Source organism: Streptomyces sp. NPDC053665 (genome assembly GCF_055585285.1).
Genome location: NZ_JBVJKK010000006.1, coordinates 75,340 through 88,196, shown reverse-complemented (window position 1 = coordinate 88,196; position 12,857 = coordinate 75,340). Strand labels below are relative to the sequence as shown.

The 12,857-nt window shown below is 73.1% G+C and carries 12 protein-coding genes; 6 read left to right on the top strand and 6 right to left on the bottom strand.

The annotated features are described in order from the left end of the window. Positions 1-21 precede the first annotated feature (21 nt). Positions 22-1,431, top strand: coding sequence for a phospholipase (locus tag ACZ6ZN_RS23630; RefSeq protein ID WP_469649138.1), 1,410 nt, complete (start codon positions 22-24; stop codon positions 1,429-1,431). Positions 1,432-1,534: 103 nt separating this feature from the next. Here ACZ6ZN_RS23630 and ACZ6ZN_RS23625 read toward each other — a convergent pair whose 3' ends face one another. Genes ACZ6ZN_RS23625 through ACZ6ZN_RS23615 form a run of 3 tightly spaced genes read right to left on the bottom strand, consistent with a single transcriptional unit; the run spans position 1,535 to position 4,676 of the window. Next, positions 1,535-1,930, bottom strand: coding sequence for an STAS domain-containing protein (locus tag ACZ6ZN_RS23625; protein WP_469649136.1), 396 nt, complete (start codon positions 1,928-1,930; stop codon positions 1,535-1,537). Further along, a complete protein-coding gene (locus ACZ6ZN_RS23620; protein WP_469649134.1) occupies positions 1,927-3,000 on the bottom strand; it encodes a cobalamin B12-binding domain-containing protein in 1,074 nt (357 codons plus the stop codon). The genes ACZ6ZN_RS23625 and ACZ6ZN_RS23620 overlap by 4 nt, the downstream gene beginning before the upstream one ends. Positions 3,001-3,011: 11 nt before the next feature. Continuing rightward, positions 3,012-4,676, bottom strand: coding sequence for a PP2C family protein-serine/threonine phosphatase (locus ACZ6ZN_RS23615; protein WP_469649131.1), 1,665 nt, complete (start codon positions 4,674-4,676; stop codon positions 3,012-3,014). Positions 4,677-4,941: 265 nt separating this feature from the next. Here ACZ6ZN_RS23615 and ACZ6ZN_RS23610 point away from each other — a divergent pair, with 265 nt between their 5' ends. Next, positions 4,942-5,334 carry a VOC family protein gene (locus ACZ6ZN_RS23610; RefSeq protein ID WP_451880076.1) on the top strand — a complete coding sequence of 131 codons (393 nt, stop codon included), beginning with the start codon at positions 4,942-4,944 and terminating at the stop codon, positions 5,332-5,334. Positions 5,335-5,382: 48 nt separating this feature from the next. Further along, the gene (locus ACZ6ZN_RS23605; RefSeq protein WP_469649127.1) at positions 5,383-6,462 is read left to right on the top strand and encodes an adenosine deaminase; all 1,080 of its coding nucleotides are present in this window, start codon (positions 5,383-5,385) and stop codon (positions 6,460-6,462) included. Here the strand turns inward: ACZ6ZN_RS23605 and ACZ6ZN_RS23600 are convergent. Together ACZ6ZN_RS23600 and ACZ6ZN_RS23595 are read right to left on the bottom strand one after the other, a co-directional pair. Next, the gene (locus ACZ6ZN_RS23600; RefSeq protein ID WP_469649124.1) at positions 6,444-6,959 is read right to left on the bottom strand and encodes a mycothiol transferase; all 516 of its coding nucleotides are present in this window, start codon (positions 6,957-6,959) and stop codon (positions 6,444-6,446) included. The two genes, ACZ6ZN_RS23605 and ACZ6ZN_RS23600, sit on opposite strands and share 19 nt — an antisense overlap. Positions 6,960-7,297: 338 nt before the next feature. Continuing rightward, the gene (locus ACZ6ZN_RS23595; protein WP_469649121.1) at positions 7,298-8,215 is read right to left on the bottom strand and encodes a LysR family transcriptional regulator; all 918 of its coding nucleotides are present in this window, start codon (positions 8,213-8,215) and stop codon (positions 7,298-7,300) included. A gap of 117 nt (positions 8,216-8,332) precedes the next feature. Between ACZ6ZN_RS23595 and mgrA the strand changes: the two genes are divergently transcribed. Continuing rightward, complete coding sequence (mgrA, locus tag ACZ6ZN_RS23590) at positions 8,333-9,325, top strand: L-glyceraldehyde 3-phosphate reductase (RefSeq protein WP_469649116.1); 993 nt, start codon at positions 8,333-8,335, stop codon at positions 9,323-9,325. Between the two features lie 83 nt (positions 9,326-9,408). Here the strand turns inward: mgrA and ACZ6ZN_RS23585 are convergent, their stop codons facing one another. After that, positions 9,409-9,693 (bottom strand): DUF1905 domain-containing protein, encoded by a 285-nt coding sequence (locus tag ACZ6ZN_RS23585; protein ID WP_469649114.1) that lies wholly within the window; start codon positions 9,691-9,693, stop codon positions 9,409-9,411. A 361-nt stretch (positions 9,694-10,054) separates the two neighbouring features. Here ACZ6ZN_RS23585 and ACZ6ZN_RS23580 point away from each other — a divergent pair, with 361 nt between their 5' ends. Together ACZ6ZN_RS23580 and ACZ6ZN_RS23575 are read left to right on the top strand one after the other, a co-directional pair. Then, positions 10,055-10,465, top strand: coding sequence for a hypothetical protein (locus ACZ6ZN_RS23580; protein ID WP_398108297.1), 411 nt, complete (start codon positions 10,055-10,057; stop codon positions 10,463-10,465). A 57-nt stretch (positions 10,466-10,522) separates the two neighbouring features. After that, complete coding sequence (locus ACZ6ZN_RS23575; RefSeq protein WP_469649112.1) at positions 10,523-12,853, top strand: FHA domain-containing protein; 2,331 nt, start codon at positions 10,523-10,525, stop codon at positions 12,851-12,853. The last annotated feature ends 4 nt before the right edge of the window (positions 12,854-12,857 follow it).

Here is a 12,857-nt window from a genome sequence, read left to right as displayed (position 1 = left end):
CGTGGTGTCATGCGGGGTGTCATGCTCCTGACCAGTCCCTCGGACGAAGGGCATCCCCGCATGCGCCCACGCACCCCCCACCTCCTGCTGGCCACGACCGCGGCGCTCGCGACCGCGGTCGCGGCCCCGCAGCCCGCTGCCGCCGCCACCGTCCCCGCGCCGGGCACCTACTACGTCCAGAGTGCCACGACCGGCCTCAACGCGGCGGACAGCAACGGGGCCGTCGAGCAGCACAGACCCCGGGGCAACGAGGACCGCCAGCAGTGGCGGCTGAAGCCGGACGGATCCTCCTACCTGCTCGAGAACACCGACGCGGCGGGCAGCTGTCTCGGCCGCAGCGGCGACCTCGCCGCCACCGTCGCCTGCACGAGCGGCGACGCGGCCTGGGACGTCACCCCCTCAGGCGCCGACCGGTACACCCTCAGGGCGCCCGGCACCGCACGCCACCTCACCGTCGCCCCCAAGCCCGCCGGTTCCGCCCACCCCGCCCGGCTCGCCCTCGGCGGAGCGGGCGAACTCGCCGACTGGTACCTGACCCCCGTCGACCCCGCCACCTCTCCCATGCCGCCGCAGGACCGGCGCACCCTGGACCAGGTCACGTTCCTCACCGCGCACAACGCCTACGCCAACGGGGTCGACGGTGGCTTCGCCCCGCCCTTCGTCAACCTCGTGCCCAACCAGACCCGGGGCATCGAACGCCAACTGGCCGACGGGGTCCGCGGCTTCATGCTGGACATCCACCAGACCCGCGACGGCGCCATCCTCTGCCACAACAGCTGCACCCTCGTCAGCCGGCCGGTCGCCCTGTGGGTCGACCTCCAGCGCATGGTCGACTTCCTCCAGGCGCATCCCGACCAGTTCGTGACCGTCTTCCTGGAGGACCGCGTCGACCCGGGCGTCCTGCGCGCCGAACTCGCCCGCGTCCGCGGCCTGTCCGACGTGCTGTACCGGCCCGACCTCACCGGCGTCCGGCAGAACGGGTGGCCCACGATGGCCCAACTGGCCGCCGCCAACGACCGGTTGCTCATCTTCAGCGACCGCACACGCTCCGCCGACCAGGCCGGCGGCCTGTTCCGGGACAGCTTCGGGGTGATGTACCAGCAGGAATGGACCGTCGAGAACTACTGGTCCATGGGGCCGGGCGTCGGCTCCTCCGACTGGTCCTGCTACAGCCGCTGGTACGGCGCCGACACCAACATCCCGCTGACCCGCACCGAAGCGGCGTTCCGTCCGCTGTTCGTCATGAACCACTTCCGTGACGTGCCGCTCACCGGCACCGCGGCGACGGACAACGCCAAACTCGCCGACCGCGCTCAGCGCTTCTGCCGCCCGGCGGCCCGCAAGAAGCCCAACTTCCTCGCGGTGGACCACTACGACCGCGGCAACCCGGCCGCGGCCGTCGACACCCTCAACACGTACACGTACCCGTAGAGGACGCCGGACGGGGCCCCTCGTCGGGGCCCCGTCCGAGGCGCGGTGCGCGTGCCGGGGCGCCGGGCTACCGCGGTCGGCCGCGGACCTCCGCGCCCGCCGGTCAGGTGGCCCCGGCCTCCGTCACCTCGTCGCTCCGGCCGTCCTCGAGCGCACCCGCCGGGGCCACGGGCTCCGTCAGGAAGTCCAGGACATTGGTGAGGTGGAGCATGCGCTCCAGGAAGTCGGGCCGGTGGTCGAGGTGCAGGACCGCCCGGGCCTCGCTGGTGTGCCGGTGCACCATGAGCAGGGCGGACAGCCCGGAGGAGTCGATCCACGTCAGGCCGCCGAAGTCCAGGCGGACCTCGCGCAGTCCCGCCCCCGCGGACAGCAGGGGGACGACGGCGTCCAGGAGATCGCCGCTGGTGTCGTAGTCGAGTTCGCCGCTCACGCGCACGGTGAGCGTGTCGGCGACGCGGTCGGGGACCACGGTGAACGGAACGGATGGCAGATTCGTCATGCGGGAGTCTCGGAGCCGGGGACAGGACGGGCGGGGCGGTCGGCGAGCACGCCGGTGCCGTCGCGGATCAGGGCGAGGGCCCGGGGGAAGTCGTGCAGCTGCCCGGCGAGGATGTCCAGACCGGCGAGCAGCGACCGGGCGGGCACGTTCCGGGCTTCGAGGATGCCGGCGGTCCAGCTCAGGAACGCCGTGAAGAGGTCGGCGTCGTCCATGTACAGGGCCGTCGCCAGGAACTGCACGATGTGGGCGACGTCCTCGGCGGTGCGCTCGCGCTGCTCGTCCGTGTAGGACCGCATCGCCGGGAAGCGCTCCTCCAGGTCCGACAGCGTGCCCCGGACCAGCCGGGCCCGGTTCTGGACGACCAGCGTGTACTCCTGGTCGGCCAGGTGCGGGAGGTCGTCGACGGCCTGGCGGAGCGCCGCCGGCCGGGGCCGGGCGAGTCCGGCCTCCAGGGCGGCGGCGGCGCCGCGCGCGTCGGCCGCCCACTCGTCCGCGCCCAGCGCCCGCGCCCAGCGCCCCTTGGGGCCGAAGGCGAGACCGCCGGCCATGACGGGCACGCCGACGGCCTGGCACGCGGTGATCGCGCCGTGCGCGGTCGGCAGGTGCGTGGGGATCGAACTGGACAGCAGCACCGCGTCCGGGTTGGTCCCGTGCAGATGCGCGATCAGGTGCGGGGTCGGCGTCTGCGCCCCGAGGTAGTCGACCTGCCAGCCGCGCAGACGCAGCGTCTCGGAGACGAGGCGCGCCGGGAAGGCGTGCCACTCCCCGTCGATGCAGGCGACGGTCACCCGGCCCCGGTGCGGCGGGCGTCCGACCGCGTCCTGGCCGCGATGGGCCAGCGCGGCCATCGCGCGTTCGTTGATGGCGGTGGCGGCGTGCTCCTGGGCGACGGTGATGCGGTCGGCGGCCCACTCGGCCCCCACCTTCTCCTGCACCGGCGCGATCACCTCCAGCAGCAGGGTCTCCTCGTCCAGCCCGTCGGCCAGGGCACCGGACAGCACGTCGACGGCGCCGTACTCGTCGCCCTCGGCCACGGCCCTCCACAACCGTTTCTGCAGTGTCACGGACATCGCGGGAGCGTTCACCCGGCCTTCCCGTCGCCCCGGCGGCCGTTGACGATCGACAGCCCACCGGTCCTGGGGACGCCGATCGCGACGACGGCCATGTCGTCGTGGCGTCCGCCACCGACCCAGTCGGCGGCCAGCATCTGCACGCGCTCCACCAGGGCCTCGGCCGGCAGCCCGGCGCACTCGCCCAGGACGCGCTTCAGCCGGGCCTCGCCGAACAGCTCGTCGCCGAGCGGACCGCCGCGCGCCTCGGTGATGCCGTCGGTGTACAGCAGACAGGCTTCCCCCTGCTCCAGCACCGTCTCGACCGTGTGCGCGGCGACCGTCGGCAGGGCGCCGATCAGCGTGCCCCGGGAGGCGATCTCCTCCACGCGGCCGTCGGTGCGCACGACGAGCGGGGGCAGATGGCCGGCGCTGGTCAGCCGGAGCTGCGCCCGGCCCGCCCGGCGGCGCACCGAGGCGAGCACCATGGTCGCGAAGCGGGTGTGCCGGGAGCTGAGCAGCGCCCCGTTGAGCAGGTCCAGCACCCGCTGGTGGTCGCCGGCCAGCGGGAGCAGGGCGTGCAGGGTGTTGCGGATCTTGCCGGTCAGCACCGCCGCGTCCAGACCCTTGCCCGCCACGTCACCCAGCACGACCAGGGTCTCCTGCGAGGGGTCGGCGCCGGGGTGGACGTCGTAGAAGTCCCCGCCGACCCGCTCGTGGTCCTTGGCGGCCCGGTAGCTGCCGGCGTACTGCACGCCGTGCACCCGCTGGAGCGTGGGCGGCAGCAGCTCGTGCATCAGGGTCGCGGTGAGGGTGGCCTGCTCGGTGTAGAGCCGCGCCGCCGAGAGGGCGGCACCGGCCCGGGCTGCGAACAGCCGGGCGAAGACCTCCTCGCCCTCCGTGAACGCCTGCTCGGTGCTGGAGCGCAGCAGGATCAGGGCCCCGGCGGGCACCCCGTGCCCGGGCAGGGGAGTGACTATCACCGAGCCGACCGGGCCGGTGAAGGCGTCGGGAATCACCCAGTCGGGGAGGAGCGCCGGGTCGATCCAGCGCGCGGGCACCGGCGGGAACCCCTGCAGCGCCTCGGGCAGGCCCGGCACGCTGTGCGTGTCGATCTGCCGCGTCACCTGCACCACGGGCCCGCCCTGCGGCGCGTACGTCAGCGGATGACGGCGGCCCTGTGCGGGGGCGACGAGCACGGCCGCCTCCGCGAGATGTTCCGCGGCCATCGACGCGGCCACCTCCATGCAGCGCGGCACGTTCAGCGTCGACAGCAGGGTCGAGGAGACCTCGGAGAGGATCTCCGAGCGGGCCTGCGCGTTGTGCGCGGCCTGCTCGGCCAGCCGGCGGTCGGTGTCGTCGACCAGCCACCACACCACGTCCCCGTCGACCGCGGCGGTCGGGTGGGCCTGGACGATCCGGTCGTTGACCGGGCCGCTCAGGGGGGCGGCGGCGCCGGGGACGGACGGTTCGAGGGCCAGGCGCCGGTGCGCCTCGAAGAGCCAGGAAGGCGCCGCCTCGTGCAGGTCGTCCCCGCTCGCCGCGTCCGGCAGGAGGAGCCGCGCGGCCTGGTTCAGCTGCACGACGGTGCCGTGCCGGTCGACGACCAGCACGGGATAGGGGGCGTCACCCCACGCGCTGCCGACCCTGGTGTCGGCGCTGCGTGAGCGGGCGGAGGAACTGGGGGAAGCGGTCACAAGCGGAGGCACGCATGATGCGCACCCCACCACCTTCCTGTCTGGAAAACATGCAACCGCAACCGTCCCGCATCCGGGGCGACAGTGCAACCCACCCAGAAGTGGGCCATATATGCACCGGATCTCCCTCACATTGCGCAGAGGGCGCGACCGTGGTGGGGACGGTGCGACGTCCCGCCCCGCGCGCGCCCACGCGGCAACGGTTGTCACCCAGGGGGTTTTACGTATAACCTCTCCGGTCAACCCCGTGCTCCGAGAGGTCCCGATGCGCCGTATCGCCCTGGTCACCCTCGTCGTCGACGACTACGACGAGGCGATCCGCTTCTACACCGACGCCCTCGGCTTCCGGCTCGCCGAGGACGAGGCCCGGCCCGACGGGTCGCGGTGGGTCGTCGTCGAACCCGGCGGAGCGGCGACGGGTACCGGGCTGCTGCTGGCCCGGCCCAAGGGGCAGGCTCAGGCCGCCCGGGTCGGGGACCAGACCGGAGGGCGGGTCGGCTTCTTCCTGCACACCGACGACTTCGCCCGCGACCACGCCCGGATGACCGCCGCCGGTGTGACCTTCCTGGAGGAGCCCCGGCACGAGCCGTACGGCACGGTCGCCGTCTTCCAGGACCTGTACGGCAACCGCTGGGACCTGCTCCAGCCCGCCGCCTGACCCGCTCCGCTCCCCGCTCGTACCGCCCGATCAAGGAAAGACCCCGCTATGACTGCTACGCGCGTAGACGCCGATGTGATCCGCCGTCTCCCCAAGGCCGTGCTGCACGACCACCTCGACGGCGGTCTGCGCCCCGCCACTGTCGTGGAGCTCGCGGACGCCGTCGGCCACACGCTGCCCACCACCGACCCGGACGAGCTCGCCGCCTGGTACTACGAGGCCGCCAACTCCGGCGACCTCGTGCGCTACATAGCCACCTTCGAGCACACGCTCGCCGTGATGCAGACCCGCGAGGGCCTGCTGCGCACCGCCGAGGAGTACGTCCTGGACCTCGCCGCCGACGGCGTGGTCTACGGCGAGGTGCGCTACGCGCCCGAGCTGAACACCCGGGGCGGACTGACCATGGCCGAGGTCGTGGAGACCGTCCAGGAGGGCCTGGCCGCGGGCATGGCCAAGGCCGCCGCCGCGGGCACGCCCGTACGGGTGGGCACCCTGCTGTGCGGCATGCGGATGTTCGACCGGGTGCGCGAGGCCGCCGACCTGGCCGTGGCGTTCCGCGACGCGGGCGTGGTCGGCTTCGACATCGCCGGCGCCGAGGACGGCTTCCCGCCCGCCGACCACCTCGCGGCCTTCGAGCACCTGCGCCGCGAGAGCGTCCCCTTCACCATCCACGCCGGCGAGGCGCACGGCCTGCCCAGCATCCACCAGGCCGTCCAGGTGTGCGGCGCCCAGCGCATCGGTCACGGCGTGCGCATCACCGACGACATCCCCGACCTCGCGTCCGGCAAGCTCGGCCGCCTCGCGGGCTGGGTGCGCGACCGGCGCATCGCCCTGGAGATGTGCCCCACCTCCAACCTGCAGACCGGTGCCGCCACGTCGATCGCGGAGCACCCGATCACCGCGCTGAAGGACCTCGGCTTCCGCGTCACCCTCAACACCGACAACCGCCTGGTGTCGGGCACGACCATGACCCGCGAGATGTCCCTGCTGGTGGAGGAGGCGGGCTGGACCGTCGAGGACCTGCGGACGGTCACCGTCAACGCCGTCAAGAGCGCCTTCCTGCCGTTCGACGAGCGCACCGCCCTGCTCCGCGACGTCGTGCTGCCCGGCTACGACGCCGCGCTCTGAAGCAGTCCCCGCAGGTAGGCGGCCTGTCCGATGTGCTGGAGGTCGTCGGACAGGACGCTGACCAGCCGAACGCCCAGGGTGACCGGCGGCTCCCAGCGCTCGTCGACGACGCGCTCCAGGTCCTTGGCGGTCAGGCCGCGCAGGGCGTCGAGGCTCTGCTCGTGCACGGCGTCGTGGTAGCCGGTGAGCAGTTCCGCCGAGTCGACGGTCACCTCGGCGACCTGCTCGGGGCTGTGGCCGTAGCCCGTGTCGCGGCGGGGCAGGCGCAGCCCGAAGCGCTTGTCCCACTTCTGGGACAGCCACACCTGCTCCAGGCCGAAGGCGTCGGCGACGTGGTCGTCCTGGACGCGGGTGAGGTGCCAGACCAGCCAGGCGACGGAGTTGGTGCCCGGGGCGGGCCGGGCGGCCAGCTCCTCGGGCCCGAGGCCGTCGAGCGTAGCGTGGACCTCTTCCCGGATGCGGCTGTAGCCCTCGATGAGGATGTCCTTGGCATGCATACGTCCACCTTCGCCCATCGCCGGAAAACACGCGCAGAGAATCCGGCTTCCCCGGCACGCCGGCGGCCACCCGCCCGGGCGGGCGGATGCGCGCCACGGGTCCCCCGGTGACATCCCGGGCCGCCAGGACTCGCAGGTCCGCCGCACCGCGGGTCGGGGTCGTGGACGGGAAGCACGTATCCGTCGTCGTCCGCCGCCCGCGCGCAGCACCGCCCGGACGGCATGACGCGACCGCCCGGCGGTAAGGCCGTCGGGTGGGGCTCGTCGCCTGCCCGGCTCCTGGCCGTCGTCGCCTCTTGTAGGGGGGGTGCACGAGTCCGTCCCGCACGGCACGCCGGTCAGGAGGGCTGGACGCCCTCCTGGGAGGGCGCCGGGACCTCCGGCTCGAGCAGGGCCATCAGGGCCCGGGCGGCCGGACTGGTCGCCTGGGCGGGCGGCAGGAGGGCGACGGTCTCGTAGCCGGCGTCCCCGAAGCCCCGCACGGGCAGGGCGGTCAGCGAGGCGCGCTTGTGCCGGAAGTGGCGCGGCACGACGGCGATGCCCAGGTCCTCGTCCACGAGGTCCAGCAGGCTGTGCACGTCGTTGACCTCCAGGGCGACACTGCGCCGCACTCCCGCCGCGGCGAAGGCCGCGTCCGTGGTGCGGCGGGGGCCCCAGTCCGGGTGGAAGTCGACGAAGACCTCTCCGCCGAGATCCTCCGGGCCCACCGGCTCCCCGGCTGCCGCGAGCCGGTGGCTCGGATGGCACAGCACGGTCATCGGCTCGCTCGACAGCGGCACCGCCCGCAACTGGTCGGTCTCCTCCCGGGCGGTGCGCACGGCGAACGCCAGGTCCAGCCGCCCGGCCGCGACCTCCTCCGCGAGCGCGCCCGAGCCGGCCTGCCGCAGGCAGATCTCCACGTCGGGGTGACGCCGCCGGAAGCCGGCCAGGAGGCCCGCCACGTTCACCCCGGCGACGCACTGCTCCGTGCCCAGGGCGAGCATCCCGCGCAGCACGCCCTGGACCGCCGCGACCGCCTCGTGCGCCGAGCGCACCTGCGCCAGGATCCGCTCCGCCTCGCCGAGCAGCGCCCGCCCGGCCGGGGTCAGCGTCACCCGGCGGGTCGTGCGCACGAACAGCGGTGTCTGCAGCTCCCGCTCCAGGGCGCGGATGGACGCCGACAGCCCCGACTGGGAGACCAGGAGGCGCTCCGCCGCCCGGGTGAAGTGCTGGTCCTCGGCGACCGCGACGAAGTGCTGCAAGTGGCGCAGTTCCATGACTGAGAAGCGTAACCGCTGAATTCCATCGGATTCTTCTGTTGGACGCATGGGCGCAGGTCACGCCAGAGTGGACACCGGTTTCACCCCGACCGAGCCAACCCCTCTGGAGTCGCGTTGTACACCGCACACCCCGACCGCTACGCGGACATGCCCTACCGGCGCACCGGACGCAGCGGCCTGAAGCTCCCCGCGCTCTCGCTCGGCCTGTGGCACAACTTCGGCCCGGACCGCCCCGCCGAGACCCAGCGCGCCATCCTGCGCCGCGCCTTCGACCTCGGCATCACCCACTTCGACCTCGCCAACAACTACGGCCCGCCGCCCGGTGCCGCCGAGTCCGCGCTCGGCGCCTTCCTCAAGTCGGACTTCGCGCGCTACCGCGACGAGCTGGTGATCTCCACCAAGGCCGGCTACCTGATGTGGCCCGGCCCGTACGGCGAGTGGGGTTCGCGCAAGTACGTGCTGTCCTCGCTGGACCAGAGCCTGCGGCGGATGGGTCTGGACCACGTCGACATCTTCTATTCGCACCGCCCCGACCCCGACACCCCGCTCGAGGAGACGATGGGCGCGCTGCACTCGGCCGTGCAGCAGGGCAAGGCGCTCTACGTGGGCGTCTCCAACTACTCCGCCGAGCAGACCCGCGAGGCCGCCCGCATCCTGGGCGAGCTGGGCACGCCGCTGCTGATCCACCAGCCGCGTTACTCCATGCTCGACCGCCGCCCCGAGGACGAGGGGCTGCTGGACGCCCTCGACGAACTGCAGGCCGGGTCCATCGCCTACTCCCCGCTGGACCAGGGCCTGCTCACCGGCCGCTACCTGAACGGCATCCCGGAGGGCTCCCGGGCGGCGAGCGACAGCCCGTTCCTGAACTCCGACGCGCTCACCGAGGACCTGGTCGGCCGGCTGCGCGAGCTGAACGCCATCGCCGAGTCCCGGGGCCAGACCCTGGCCCAGATGGCGCTGGCCTGGGTGCTGCGGGGCGGCCGGGTCACCTCGGCGCTGGTCGGGGCGAGCAGCCCGGAGCAGCTCCAGGACAGCGTCGGCGCCATCGCCGGCCTGGAGTTCGACGCCGACGAGCTGGCCCGGATCGACGCGATCGTCAAGCAGTAGCGGCCACCGTGCGGCCCGGAGGCGGTCTCCCGCCTCCGGGCCGCACGCGTACCCGCGCGGGCGCCGGTCCGGGCGCCCGGGCGTCAGCCGAGGCGCTCCTCCAGGCGCACGGTCACCGTGTCGCCCTCCTGCTTGCCGAGGGCCCGGCGGATCTCGGCCCGCACGGGCAGCTTGTGGGTGCCGTCGCCCAGCGCCATGAAGGAACTGCGGAACGGCTGCCCGTCGATCGTGCCGCGGACCTTGACCAGGCCCCGGGTGCCGAAGTACTCGACGGACCGGGGCCAGACCAGGTACGTCCAGCCGCCCTCGGCGGGGCTCTTGCGCAGGACGGCGGTGAACTCGGCGTCCAGGGCTGCGGTGGTGGCCATCGGATCCTCCGGTGCGGTCGGCCTTCTCGTCTCGCGCTCTCGGGGGTGCAGACCGCGGCGGCCCGGGAAACTCATCGCACCCCGGCACGCGGGAGGCCTTCGCGCTGGTCGGGGCCCGGGTCCCGCGGCCGGATCACCGCGGCGGTCCTGCCCTCCACGCGGGCCTTGCCGGATTTCGGCCAACTCGGGCGGTGAATATGCCAGGAGAGTGGCCAAAAAGTCATGGTGACAGTGTTTCAGCGGTGAACATACTGACACGCGAGAGCGCTTTCACATCGAGCGACCGCGCCCTCACGCACCGCACGCGAGCCGCACGACACGCGAGGCACGGCCGATGGGCCGGGCAACGGGGGAGGGTCACGTGCACGACGAGTTCCTGTGCCATGTCACCGCGTACGGGGTGTGCGACGGCCGCCGCATCGGTGTGCCGCTGGGCACCTACCGGGCGCCCACCCTCGCCCTCGCCCTGTGGTGGCTGCGCGACCGCGCCTCCTGGATCGCGCAACGCCTGGACCCCCGGCCCGAGGCCGAGCACTTACCGCCGGGCGCGCTCGTGCCGGTCGCCGACACCGTGCCCGACGTGCCCATGCTGCTGCGCGCCTGGTGCGCCGACCCCGCCCAGCAGGAGCGCGTCGCCGAGGAGTTGGCGGCCGGACGGCTGGTGCGCATCGCCACCAGTGACGACACCACCGAGTACGAACTGCTCGCCGAGTCCGTCGACGCCCTGCGGATGCAGCGTGCCGCGCCCCTGCTGGGGGTGCCCGTGGCCTGAGCCCGCCGCCACCCGTCCGCCCAGGCGCATACCAGGGCACATCGGTAGAATCTGACCATGGCGCAGCCATCGGTAGCACCAGAACTCGTCCTGCGGACGGAGACGGGCTCCACCGTGATGATCCCGGGCCGCGACTATCACGTGGGACGCGATCCGCTCAGCGACATCGTCATCGACGACGACCGGGTCTCCTGGCACCACGCGGTGCTCAGGCCCGAGGACGGCCACTGGACCATCGAGGACGAGGACAGCACCAACGGCACCTACGCCGAAGGCCGCCGCGTGCACGCGTGGGACGTCGGCCCCGGCAGCGTCATCCGCTTCGGCAACCCCGCCGACGGACCGAGCGTCGTGCTGACGGGCCGCCCCGCACCCGCCCCCGAACGCCCCTCGGCGGTCTCCATGCCGGCCATGACCGGCACCTACCGGGCGCCCACCACCGTGCGGCCCCTGCCGTCCCGCACCGTCCGCATCGGCCGAGCCGGCGACAACGACCTCGTCATCGACGACCTCGTGGTCTCCCGCCGCCACGCCGAGCTGCGCGCCCTGCCCGACGGCACCTACGAGATCACCGACCTCGGCAGCCACAACGGCACGTACCTCAACGGCAGCCCCGTCACCACGGCGCCGGTCGGCCAGGGCGACATCGTCGGCATCGGCCACTCGGCGTTCTGCCTCGTCGGCGACGAACTGCAGGAGTACGTCGACACCGGCGAGGTCTCCCTCGACGTGCAGGACCTCGCCGTCACCGTCGACCGCGGCCGCAAGACGCTGCTGGACCACGTCTCCTTTCCCGTCGGCGAGAAGTGCCTGCTCGCCGTCGTCGGCCCGAGCGGTGCGGGCAAGTCCACCCTGCTCAACGCCCTCACCGGGCAGCGGCCCGCCGGCCACGGCACCGTCCTCTACGACGGCCGCGACCTCTACCGCGACTACGCCGAACTGCGCCAGCGCATCGGCCTCGTCCCGCAGGACGACATCCTGCACGCGCAACTGACGGTACGGAAGGCCCTGTCCTACGCCGCGGAGCTGCGCTTCCCGCAGGACACCGCCAAGGCCGAGCGGCGCGCCCGGGTCGACGAGGTGATCCGCGAACTCGGACTGGAGCAGCGCGCCGACCAGCCCGTGCACAGCCTCTCCGGCGGCCAGCGCAAGCGCGTCAGCGTGGCCCTGGAACTGCTGACCAAGCCCTCGCTGCTCTTCCTCGACGAGCCGACCTCCGGCCTCGACCCGGGCATGGACCGCTCGGTGATGCACATGCTGCGCGGCCTCGCCGACGACGGCCGGACCGTCATCGTCGTCACGCACAGCGTGCTCAGCCTCGACGTGTGCGACCGCCTCCTGGTGCTCGCGCCCGGCGGGAAGATCGCCTACTACGGACCGCCCGAGGACGCCCTGCCGTTCTTCGGCTTCGAGCACTGGCCGGAGGCGTTCGAGCACTTCGAGCGGGACCGGGAACGCGACTGGGCGGGGGAGTACCTGGCGTCGCCCCTGCACGGCCGGTACGTCACCGACGCCTCGGCGCAGCCGCGACAGGACCGCTCCGGCCCGGTCGTCATCGCCCCGCCACCCCGCCCCCGCAGCCGCGGCGCCCAACTCGGCACCCTCGTGCGCCGGTACGCGGCCGCGCTCGCGGCCGACCGCACCTTCCTGATCATCATGATCGCGCTGCCGTTCGTCATGGGCGCCATGGCACGGGCCCTGGCCGGCGGCAAGCTGACCCTCGACACGGCGATGAACGCCCTGCTCATCCTCTGCGTCGGGGCGGTCCTCACCGGGGCCGCCAACGCCGTGCGCGAACTCGTCAAGGAACGGGTGATCTACCAGCGCGAACGGGCGGTGGGCCTGTCCAGATCGGCGTACCTCATGTCCAAGGTCGTCGTCCTGGGCGTCATCACCGTGCTCCAGGCGGTGGTGCTCACCCTGGTCGCCCTGCTCGGGGTGGACATCAACGCGCCCGGCGGCGAGGGGGTGCTCATGCCGCCCCTGGTGGAGATCACCGTCGCCGTCGCCCTGCTGGCCTTCACGGCGATGATGCTCGGTCTGCTGGTCTCCGCGCTGGTGCGCAAGGAAGAGGTGACGATGCCGCTGCTCGTGCTCATCGCCATCGTCCAGGTCGTCTTCTGCGGGGCCCTGCTGCACCTGGCCGGCACCCCGGGGCTCGAGCAGCTGGGCTGGCTGGTGCCGGCGCGCTGGGCCCTGGCCGCGATGGCCGGCACGGTGGGGCTGTCCCGGATCGTGCCCGGTGAGCTGACCGAGGACCCGCTCTTCGAGCACGCGGTCGGCACCTGGCTGCTCGACGTGGCCATGCTCGTCGTGCTGTCGGTGGTCTTCGGGTTCCTGGTGTCCCGGTTGCTGCGCCGCCACGAGCCCGCCGTGATGCGGAAGTAGGCAC